Below are 10039 nucleotides of genomic sequence, written 5' to 3' on the forward strand. Positions count from 1 at the left end.
GTGAGTTGCCTTTCAGCAACTCACACGGCCCTTGTCATATACTTAAATTGTTATATTAGATTTTACTGTGGCCCGATGTATTCATCACTGCTGAATGCAAGGATCAGCATAAAGATCGGGTTTAAGAAAAATAAACCGATCGTGAATCCTACGCCATGTCCAAACGCTTTTGAGAGCTTGTTTGCAGCAATGATATTGACGATGGCAGAAGCCAGTGTGAACAGAGTGCCAACATAAGATAAAGTACCTTCTGTGGAACCGAGCACTCCTCCAAGTAAGGAGCAGACCAGTACGATCCAGAACATATTCGGGTTCCAGGTGAATTTGTACTGGGAGTAGGTGTTGTAAAATGGGATCAAAGCCTTCCAGCCCGGTTCTCCGGCCTTTTCAAAAATTTTCCAGTAAGCAATTGCCAGAAGAACGTACCAGCCAACAGCCAGAATGACAATGGTTCCAATGCTGGCGAGAATTAAAGCAGCAAAATTATTCATAACGTATACCTTCCTTTCTCTTTTGTGTCCTGTTGTTTGCGCAACGCGTGAACAGTAACATACTGACAGTATAGATTGTGTTAAGAAAATAGTCAAGAAAGCAAGAAATATTTCTGAAAAATTACGGATTTTTACGATTCGTTTACTTCCATTGACCTTGGAATGGTTCCATGGTGTAAAGTCAGGACTGTCAGATGACAAGAGCATCGAAAGGAGAAAATACAATGAAAAAACACACAAAAACACTTTTGATTCCGTGTGCAGCCGCAGCGCTGACCCTGGGAACGAGTATGCTGTCCTTTGCGGCGACAGGCTGGCAGGAGGAAGACGGAACCTGGCGCTATTATGATAAGGATGGAGAGGCAGTTACATCTGTCTGGAGAAAATCCGGAAACGACTTTTTCTGGTTAGATGAAGACGGGGATATGGCGACAGACCAGCTGGTGGAGGATAACGACAATTACTACTATATCAACGAAAGCGGTGCCATGGTCAAAAACCAGTGGCGGGAGTTAGAAAACGAAGACAAGCAGGACGACGATGATTCAGATACAGCCTGGTATTATTTCGGCGCGGATGGAAAGGCCTATAAGGCAAAAGATTCCGGAAAAGTGAATTTTAAGAGCATCGTCCGGGCAGATGGAGTAACAAAAAAATATGCGTTTGATGAGCAGGGGAAAATGCTTTACGGCTGGATCGATGAGCAGGGTGAGCGCCAGACCGGGGATGACGCATGGCAGACAGGCGTGTATTATCTGGGGGCGGCGAATGACGGGGCCATGAGAAGCCACCAATGGGAGCGCCTGGATGTAGTGGATGATGACCAGACCAACGATGAGTTCCAGGACTGGTACTGGTTCTATTTCAATGCAAACGGTAAAAAGGCGGCAGATACAAAAAAGACCATCAACGGGCGCAAGTATTACTTTGAGGAGTATGGTAATGCACGCTTCAGCTGGTATGCAAGCTCCAGCAATGCAGCATCTGTGGCAACCCCGAGCTTCTATAGCCCGGTCAGTGACAGCTGGCTGTCTGTTGGCTGGTTTAAGACAGTTCCTGGTGAGAACACAGACCCGGATGGTTACGCAGATGGCGAGGAGCGCTGGTATTATGCAGAAAAAGATGGTGATGTAGTCAAGAGCCGCATCAAAAAGATCAATGGATCCTACTATGCGTTTGATGAGTATGGCAAGATGCTGGAAGGCCTTTATAAGCTGACTGTATCCGGTAACGATATCCTGACCTGCACAGAGGTTGAGAGTGAGAGCAATCTGCCGGAGGCAGGTGATCCGGAGGAGCTTTACTACTTCGGCGGAACCTCTAAGGATGGCGCAATGAAGACCGGAACCGTAACCCTGGACATCGACGGAGAGCGCCATACCTACAACTTCCGCAAATCCGGAGATGAGCGCGGCCAGGGCTACAATGGCATTGAGGACGGCGTGATCTATGAGAAGGGCAAACGGATCGAGGCTGATAAGGACGAGAAGCTTAAGAAAGTAGACTGGAACGACCCGGATGATTCTTCCAAGGACGGTACTTACCTGGTAAATATCAGCGGCAAGATCCAGAAGAATAAGAAGAATGCCAAAGATGGCGATGACCGTTACTACTGCACCGACAGTAAGGGTATGGTAACCTATGAAGGAACCGAGAAATATAGTGCGAATTAACAGGAGGACTCCAGAACCGGAAAAATAGAACAGATATAAAAGCTATGAAAACCATCACATAATGAATGCAACAAATGACGGACTGTCAGGTGACAGAGTCATAAAATAAAAACTCTCTGCAAAAAAGGACGTGTCGAAGGCGGCACGTCCTTTTTAAATGCATATATTCTATATCTTTCAAAGTGTAAATGTTTTTTCCTCAGGAATCTGATACAGCAAGATACAACTGCATATAATAGCACTGCTTTTGTCCGCGGATCCCCTGCATGAGAAAGGTAGAAAACAGCTGTGAGCCATGATGTAAGCCGTTTTTCTGTGCATAGGCGATCATATTCCGGACTACATGGACTGGCGGAATGCGGTCCTGTGAAGTATAGAATACAGACAGATATTGTCTGGACGGATCCGTACAGGGAATATCGGTAGGGACAGAATAATCAGTGTATTCTGCCATATCCTTATGAAGCAGAAGAGAGGAACGCTGATAATCGAGACACAGGGTATCCTTCTGTGCTGCAGGCTGCGAAGCTGACAGAGCGTTTTTCCCAGCCGCGATATGCAGGGAATCTGCCAAAGGCATTTCCGGCGATGTTGTCTGAAGCTGAAATTCATCAAACAGATACATGGTATCCAGCCCATTGTATTCCTTTGCGTATTGGAACCATTGTTCAAGACCATCATGAAATGCCAGGTCCGTTTCAATCAGATAGGAATCCGGAATAGAGCAAAGAAAAATCTGGTCTGCATATTTCTGCATGTTCTCGCAATCGTTTTTTGTGAGCTTTAAGCGGGCAATCGTGCGTTTGTGTTCTTCGATTGCCGCCTCTTCTTCTGCCAGACGCTGGCTGATGATCCGGTTTAACTGCTCATTGGAGTCGGAAGAATCCTGCGCATTCCAGAGTGCAGCAAGATCATTCAGGCCGATATCCATCTTTCTCTGGTAAAGGATACCGAGAAGCCTGGAAAGATCCGTTTCTGTATAGTAGCGGTAACCGTTTTCTGCTTTTTGGGCAGTGAGCAGTCCGCGTTTTTCATAATGACGGATGGTGTCGCGGCTCATGCCCATAAGGCTTGCCACATCACCGATCAGGTATTTTCGTTGATTCATGTCATTGACCTCCTTGCAAAATGGTAGCAAGAGAAATAAGAAAAATCAACCAATGTAATAAAATCGTAAAAATGCGTAAAAATAAATCAAAAGATGCAGGCCAGATCACAACAAATTCTCAATAAAGCATTAATGAGAATTTTACTCGAAAAAGTGGATTGACTTAATGGTTAGCATATGCTAACATACTCACATCTGGTTAGCGACAGGTAACTGATGCGCAGGTGAAAAGAAATCTTACAGGGAGGAACGGCACATGTCAGCAGAGACCATGCTTCATTTTCTGAATAACTGTACATCGGAAGAAAAGTTTGGCTTTCGGGTTGTGACACAATGCGCACCGGTTTTAAAGGGTGTGAAGATTTCCAATCTCATTACCATGAAACCGGGCGGATGGCGTAAGATCCGTGCGTACTTAAAAAAGAGCAGAATTATCTGTATTCCGCTTTACATGGACGCGGAAAAAGAAGTTTTATTTCTCTACCGCTATGAGCAGCTGGAACGGCATCTCAAGAGCCGGGAGGTCCGGGAATTTTTGCAGAACTGCGGATATGACCGGTTTGACGTGGCTTCTGTGCTGGCGAGACTCCGGAGGCGGTATCAGCGCTATGCTGGAACTGCGAAAGAATTCCCTCATGAGTTGGGCGTTTTGCTGGGCTACCCGGTGGGAGATGTGAAAGGATTTATCATCAACCGCGGAGAAAACAGCCTGACATCCCGTTACTGGAAGGTATACCAGAATCCGAAGGAGGCGGAAAAAATCTTTGACCTGTATGACCGGGTAAAGGAACAGGCTCTTCGGGAAATCATGTGTGGGCGGACACTGTCCCACGTGGCGGTATCTTAAGCATGAAAAAAGAAGGTGTCATGGCACATCTTCACAGAGCATTTTTGCTTTACAGAGCGTAATTCCTTGTAAAACAGAAATTCGAGACAATATGCCAGATCCTGCAGCAGATGAAAATGTTACTGTCCATGCATTGTGCAAACAGCGACACGTTTCTACGCTGTGGATGGAGACTGTATGGAAAATGCCATGCAGCCGGAAATAGAAAGGAGAACAACGAACATGAAAGAAGTAAACGTAATCTACTGGAGCAGCACCGGAAATACACAGGCTATGGCTGAGGCTGTAGGCGCAGGTGTGGAAGAAGCAGGTGGAAAGGCCAATGTTGTTGAAGTATCCGCAGCAGATGTTTCTATGTTAAAGGATGCAGACAGCTTCGCACTGGGCGCTTCCGCTATGGGCGATGAGGAGTTGGATGCAGAGATGGATGATTTTGTAACCGCAGTAGAGGGAATCTGCTCCGGCAAGACCGTTGGCCTCTTTGGTTCTTATGACTGGGGCGATGGCGAGTGGATGCGCAAATGGGTAGAGCGCATGCAGGCAGCTGGCGCAACCGTAGTAAATGGCGAGGGTGTGATCGCAAACCTGACTCCGAATGACGATGACGAAGCAGCATGCAAGGCACTTGGTGCAGCACTGGCAAAATAATTTGAACGATCAGGATGTACAGCATTGGAAAAATCCTTTGCTGAGCAGGCAGCACAAACTGTAATATCGTGAGAGCAACCAATCGTTATAAATGACAGAACACCTCGTAAATACCAGATGACTGACGAAACAAGTCACGCGTCTGGATTGCGGGGCGTTTTTGTTTCGCAGGAAATTGCGTCCTATGAAACAAAAACGTTCTGCAAGGATACGCATGCAATTTCACAAAATGAACACAGATTTTCCATGTTCCAATCACATTCGCTTTATAAAATGAACGTCATGAAAAAGGCTGTGACTGTGAACAGCCATAGAACAGGGGTATAATTAATATGAAGCGAAAAAAACGGTTTTATCAGGGAAGCTTATTGTTTGCGGCCGCGATTGCAGCGGTGGGAGTATCTGGCTGCAGCAGCCAGAAAGCCGGTGCAGTGGCATCCGAAGTGGAAACAGGAGAAGAAAATCAGCAGAATACTACAGATCCAGATATGCAGGGAGCCGTAGACGAAAAAGCTGGAGCAGATGGCAAGCCATTCTATGCAGGTATGGCCATGAGCCAGACCCCGGATGTATCACAGCTTTTGCAGGGGAGTCTGGACCTGAAGGATTTTCAGGATAAATGGGTTTATTATGATGAATACGGCTGTTACGGTCTGGAATACATTGTCTACTGCGAAAACCCGGCAGATCCGATAAAGGAATGCATGAACATTTATGTACCGGCTGCTTATATGAATGCGGGCGGGACCATCAATGAAAAAGGAACTGTAAATGGCTACACAGCAGCGACGGCTCCGATCATTTACCAGAATGGTGTGGGCGGATATGCAGAGGCAGATGCTTCGAAGATTTCTGACAGAAACAGCAATTATATCAAGCAGGGATATATTTTTGTTTCTCCTGCCAGCCGTGGAAAGGAAACCCAGAGTGCAGATGGCACCTATATCGGAAAATCCCCGGCGGGTCTGGTGGACCTGAAGGCGGGAATCCGCTTCCTGAAAGCGAATGATGCGGAAATGGCCGGTGATGCAAACAAGATCATTTCCATCGGCACCAGTGCGGGTGGAGCAATGAGTGCACTTCTTGGCAGTACCGGAAATGTGTCTGATTATGACCCATATTTAAAGGAAATCGGTGCGGCCATGGATCAGACAGATGATGTCTATGCTGCGCAGGCTTATTGTCCGATCACAGATCTGGATCATGCGGACCAGGCATATGAGTGGATGTATCAGAACCTTCAGACCTACAACAACAGCAGGAGTGGTGAAAACGGCGAGTCCACTGACTTTGAGAAGGCAGTTTCGGCACAGATGTCATCTGGCTATGTGGATTACATCAATAGTTTGAAATTGGTAGATCCGGAAAGCGGCGAGGCATTGAACTTAGGGGAAGATGGCCGCAGCGGTTCCTTCTATAATTATATGGTTGCGAAGGTAGAAGACGCAGCCACGGTCTATCTGGAAAAAATTTCAGAAGGTTCTCTGAACGTTCCGTATACGCTGGAGGACTATCTGAAGGGAAATTATACAAAGCAGGGCCGTGGTGGAAAGGCAGGGGCAGGGCAGCCGGGAGATGCGGGAAAAACCAGAGATGCAGGGCAGATGGCAGATGCAGAAAAAGCTGGGGCAACCGGTCAGCCAGAAAATGCAAGAAAGCTGGGCGAAGGACAGAAACAGAAGAAAACTGGCAAACCGGAAAATGCAGGGAAAACAGAGAATGCAGGAAGAATAAAGTCGGAAACGGACAGCACAGAAACCAAGGATACAGGACGCGCTGTTGTAACAGAAAAAGGAACCGATTTAAGCAGCTTCCTCAGTTGGGACGGCAAACAGGCCAAAATCACCAGCCTGGATGATTACCTGGCTGACTACAATCCGAGAATGAAAACAGTCATGGCATTCGATAATCTGGAGATGAGTGAGAATTCCGGTGAGAATCTGGAATTCGGTGACGAGACACACCAGTATTTCCATTTCGACTCCTATATGCCGGATGTTCTGGAAAGTTTAAAGGAAGAATTCCCGGATGAGTATGCGAAGTATGCAGAAGGTTATGATGCAGTGATCGGAGATAAGGCGTTAGCAGAGCGCAAACAACTTTTGAACCCGTTAAATTATATTGGTTCTGAGGATGCCGACACGGCAGAGCATATCCGGATCCGGGTCGGAACCCAGGATGCCGATACTGCACTTTCTATCTCGGCTGTGCTGGCACTGAGTCTGGAGAATAAGACCGGCGCCGATGTAGATTATGCCCTGGTATGGGACCAGCCGCATGGCGATGCTGATTATGACGGAGAACTGGTCCAATGGATCGAGAAAATCTGTAAATAATGATTCTTTTCATAATAAAAAGAATGTGGTATACTTAAACTAACTATGCAACCAAATGAGACAGCTTCAGTCACAGTGCATGATGACTGGAGCTGTCTGATGTTACAGAGACATATCACTGTGCAGGTTTGTCTGCAGTGGTGAGACAGCAACAGAAAGAAATGAACATGAAATTAAACAGACACAATACAGTTTGGAAAGGCTATATGACAGGAAAGCGTCTGCTGGCCGCGTTCCTTGGGGCATCACTGCTTCTTAGCGGATGCGGACCGGCTGGTGGGAGCCAGGGAGCCTTTGATGCATCTTCGGAAGAAAACGGAAAACTAAAAGTAGCGGTAACCTTGTTTCCATATTACGATTTCGTGCGGCAGATCGCTGGTGACCAGGTGGACCTTCAGATGGTCATTCCGGCAGGTATGGACAGTCATTCGTTTGAGCCGACCCCGGCCGACATCCGGACGATCCAGCATGCCGATGTGCTGATCAGCAACGGCGGGACTATGGAACACTGGCTGGAGGATACCTTGGGCGCCCTGGATACCTCCAATATGACCATTGTTACCATGATGGATTATGTAGATACCGTGGAAGAGGAAATCGTGGAAGGCATGGAAGATGCAGGGCACGACCATGACCATGCGCATTCCCATGCAGCTGCTGATGACCACGACCACAGCCATGAGACACCGGAGGAGCATGCAGCCCATGCGCAGGAAGCTGATGACCACGACCACAGTGGTGAAACACCGGAGGAGCACGCAGCCCATGCGCAGGAAGCTGATGATCATGATCACAGCGACTATGTGGATCACGATGGCCATGAAGAAGCGATTGAGTACGACGAGCACATCTGGACTTCTCCGGTAAATGCCATGAAGCTGGTGGATGTGATCGGAGAAACACTGGCAGAGGCAGACCCGGCACATGCAGAGGTATTCCGGCAGGGGGCTGCAGATTACAAAAAGGAACTGGAAGAAATCGATGCAGGCTTCCGTGAGGTTTCCAGAAACCGCAAACGAAACATGATCGTGATGGGAGATAAATTCCCATTCCGTTATCTGGCAGATGAATACCAGCTGGATTACCGGGCGGCATTTTCCGGCTGCAGCTCCGACACAGAGCCGAGTGCGAAAACCATCGCCTATCTGATTGATAAGGTGAAAGAGGAGCAGATCCCGGTTGTATATTACCTGGAACTGAGCAGTCACCGGGTCTCTGAGATCATTGGAGAAGAGACCGGGGCAGAACCACTGCTTCTTCATTCCTGCCACAATGTTACCCGGGCGCAGTTTGATGCCGGTATTACCTATGCCGGACTGATGCGCCAGAATATCGAAAATTTAAGAAAAGGAATTGACTGATGAATCCGATTATCAAATGCGAACATACTGATTTTGGATATGAGAACCAGGATGCAGTCGTTGATCTGAATCTGGAAATCTACCCGGGGGATTATCTCTGTGTGGTAGGAGAAAACGGATCTGGAAAGAGTACGCTCATTAAGGGCATACTGGGTCTCTTAAAGCCTACAGGCGGTACGCTTACCGTGGCAGATGATTTAAAACGTGGCGGGATTGGCTATCTTCCGCAGCAGACCGCGGCCCAGAAGGATTTTCCGGCCACTGTACAGGAAGTGGTATTGTCCGGAACCTTAAGCCGCAGAGGAAACCGCCCGTTTTACTCCATGGCGGAGCGGAAACTGGCGGCGCACAATCTGGAACGTCTGGGCATTGAACATCTGAAAAACAAATGCTACCGGGAGCTTTCCGGAGGACAGCAGCAGCGCGTCCTTATTGCACGTGCCCTCTGTGCAACAGAGCAGCTTCTGATCCTGGACGAGCCGATCACGGGTCTTGACCCATCTGCGATCCAGGACTTTTATCATCTGGTCAAGAAGCTGAATAAAGAAGATGGGATTACCATCATCATGGTATCTCACGATATTGGCAATGTCATCAGCCAGGCCAACAAGATCCTGCATCTTCACCGGAAGGTTGTATTTTGCGGAACAGCGGAGGAGTACAAAAAAAGCGTGGCTGGCAAAGAATTTCTGGGAGGTGAAGAGGCATGAGTATGATTTTTGAAATGCTTTCCTACCCATTTGTTGTTCGTGCCCTGGTGGGTGGAATCCTGGTTTCGCTTTGCTCCGCCCTGCTTGGTGTCAGTCTGGTGCTAAAACGTTATTCCATGATCGGAGACGGCTTATCCCACGTTTCTTTTGGCGCGTTATCCATCGCCATTGCCGTGGGCTGGTCCCCGCTTAAGGTATCGATCCCGCTTGTTGTACTGGCAGCTTTTTTCCTGCTCCGCATCACTGAAAACGGAAAAGTGAAGAGTGACGCAGCCATTGCCATGATCTCTGCAAGTTCCCTTGCCCTTGGTATTATAGTCACTTCTCTGACAACTGGCATGACAACCGATGTCAGCAGCTATATGTTCGGAAGTATTCTTGCCATGAGCCGTGAGGATGTGATATTAAGTGCAGTACTTTCCATCATTGTGCTGTGCCTGTTTGTATTATGCTACAACAAGCTGTTTGCAGTAACCTTCGATGAAAACTTTGCAAAAGCAACCGGCGTGCGGGTAGAATTATACAATGTTCTGATTGCTGTTTTAACGGCAGTCACCATTGTACTCGGCATGCGGATGATGGGTGCCATGCTTATCTCCAGCCTGATCATTTTCCCGGCACTGACCTCCATGCGGATCTTCAAAAGCTTCCGCGGTGTTGTTATCTGCTCTGGGGTTCTGGCCGTGGTGTGCTTCCTCCTTGGAATTATTTTTTCCTATGGATTTTCCACCCCGGCAGGAGCCAGTGTCGTCATGGTAAACCTGGCCGCATTTGTGCTGTTCACGATCGCGCAGAACGTACTCATGCGCATCACAAAAAAATAACAATTTAAGTATATGACAAGGGCCGTGTGAGTTGCCGAAAG

General features: G+C 47.8%; 9 protein-coding genes. 7 read left to right on the forward strand and 2 right to left on the reverse strand.

Annotation, left to right across the window (positions count from 1 at the left end; translation table 11 throughout):
- Nucleotides 1-62: 62 nt before the first annotated feature.
- The gene (locus DW922_RS12925) at nucleotides 63-491 is read right to left on the reverse strand and encodes a DUF5684 domain-containing protein (RefSeq protein WP_243032217.1); all 429 of its coding nucleotides are present in this window, start codon (nucleotides 489-491) and stop codon (nucleotides 63-65) included.
- A 224-nt stretch (nucleotides 492-715) separates the two neighbouring features.
- On the opposite strand from DW922_RS12925, the gene DW922_RS12930 reads away from it, so the two are divergent.
- Nucleotides 716-2164, forward strand: coding sequence for a cell wall-binding protein (locus tag DW922_RS12930; protein ID WP_118726792.1), 1449 nt, complete (start codon nucleotides 716-718; stop codon nucleotides 2162-2164).
- A gap of 199 nt (nucleotides 2165-2363) precedes the next feature.
- On the opposite strand, the gene DW922_RS12935 is transcribed toward DW922_RS12930, so the two are convergent.
- Nucleotides 2364-3272, reverse strand: coding sequence for a MerR family transcriptional regulator (locus tag DW922_RS12935; protein ID WP_118726793.1), 909 nt, complete (start codon nucleotides 3270-3272; stop codon nucleotides 2364-2366).
- A gap of 256 nt (nucleotides 3273-3528) precedes the next feature.
- Between DW922_RS12935 and DW922_RS12940 the strand changes: the two genes are divergently transcribed.
- The 6 genes from DW922_RS12940 to DW922_RS12965 all read left to right on the forward strand — a co-directional run bounded on the left by DW922_RS12940 (nucleotide 3529) and on the right by DW922_RS12965 (nucleotide 9998).
- Entirely contained in the window at nucleotides 3529-4119 is a 591-nt protein-coding gene (locus DW922_RS12940) for a DUF3793 family protein (RefSeq protein ID WP_118718551.1), read from the forward strand.
- 222 nt (nucleotides 4120-4341) lie between these two features.
- A complete protein-coding gene (locus tag DW922_RS12945; RefSeq protein ID WP_118718573.1) occupies nucleotides 4342-4767 on the forward strand; it encodes a flavodoxin in 426 nt (141 codons plus the stop codon).
- Between the two features lie 332 nt (nucleotides 4768-5099).
- Nucleotides 5100-7103 (forward strand): hypothetical protein, encoded by a 2004-nt coding sequence (locus DW922_RS12950; RefSeq protein ID WP_118726794.1) that lies wholly within the window; start codon nucleotides 5100-5102, stop codon nucleotides 7101-7103.
- Between the two features lie 167 nt (nucleotides 7104-7270).
- Nucleotides 7271-8464 (forward strand): metal ABC transporter substrate-binding protein, encoded by a 1194-nt coding sequence (locus DW922_RS12955; protein ID WP_243032218.1) that lies wholly within the window; start codon nucleotides 7271-7273, stop codon nucleotides 8462-8464.
- The gene (locus tag DW922_RS12960) at nucleotides 8464-9174 is read left to right on the forward strand and encodes a metal ABC transporter ATP-binding protein (protein ID WP_118726795.1); all 711 of its coding nucleotides are present in this window, start codon (nucleotides 8464-8466) and stop codon (nucleotides 9172-9174) included. The genes DW922_RS12955 and DW922_RS12960 overlap by 1 nt, the downstream gene beginning before the upstream one ends.
- Nucleotides 9171-9998: a metal ABC transporter permease gene (locus DW922_RS12965; RefSeq protein WP_118718548.1), complete on the forward strand. Its 828-nt coding sequence runs from the start codon at nucleotides 9171-9173 to the stop codon at nucleotides 9996-9998. Before DW922_RS12960 ends, DW922_RS12965 begins: the two co-directional genes overlap by 4 nt.
- Nucleotides 9999-10039 lie beyond the last annotated feature (41 nt).

Source organism: Clostridium sp. AM42-4 (genome assembly GCF_003480105.1).
Lineage (GTDB): Bacteria > Bacillota > Clostridia > Lachnospirales > Lachnospiraceae > Brotaphodocola.

Excerpts from the sequence above, each read along its gene's own strand:
- DW922_RS12925 (WP_243032217.1), bottom strand. The coding sequence starts at position 491 with ATGAATAATTTTGCTGCTTTAATTCTCGCCAGCATTGGAACCATTGTC.
- DW922_RS12930 (WP_118726792.1), top strand. The coding sequence starts at position 716 with ATGAAAAAACACACAAAAACACTTTTGATTCCGTGTGCAGCCGCAGCG.
- DW922_RS12935 (WP_118726793.1), bottom strand. The coding sequence starts at position 3,272 with ATGAATCAACGAAAATACCTGATCGGTGATGTGGCAAGCCTTATGGGC.
- DW922_RS12940 (WP_118718551.1), top strand. The coding sequence starts at position 3,529 with ATGTCAGCAGAGACCATGCTTCATTTTCTGAATAACTGTACATCGGAA.
- DW922_RS12945 (WP_118718573.1), top strand. The coding sequence starts at position 4,342 with ATGAAAGAAGTAAACGTAATCTACTGGAGCAGCACCGGAAATACACAG.
- DW922_RS12950 (WP_118726794.1), top strand. The coding sequence starts at position 5,100 with ATGAAGCGAAAAAAACGGTTTTATCAGGGAAGCTTATTGTTTGCGGCC.
- DW922_RS12955 (WP_243032218.1), top strand. The coding sequence starts at position 7,271 with ATGAAATTAAACAGACACAATACAGTTTGGAAAGGCTATATGACAGGA.
- DW922_RS12960 (WP_118726795.1), top strand. The coding sequence starts at position 8,464 with ATGAATCCGATTATCAAATGCGAACATACTGATTTTGGATATGAGAAC.
- DW922_RS12965 (WP_118718548.1), top strand. The coding sequence starts at position 9,171 with ATGAGTATGATTTTTGAAATGCTTTCCTACCCATTTGTTGTTCGTGCC.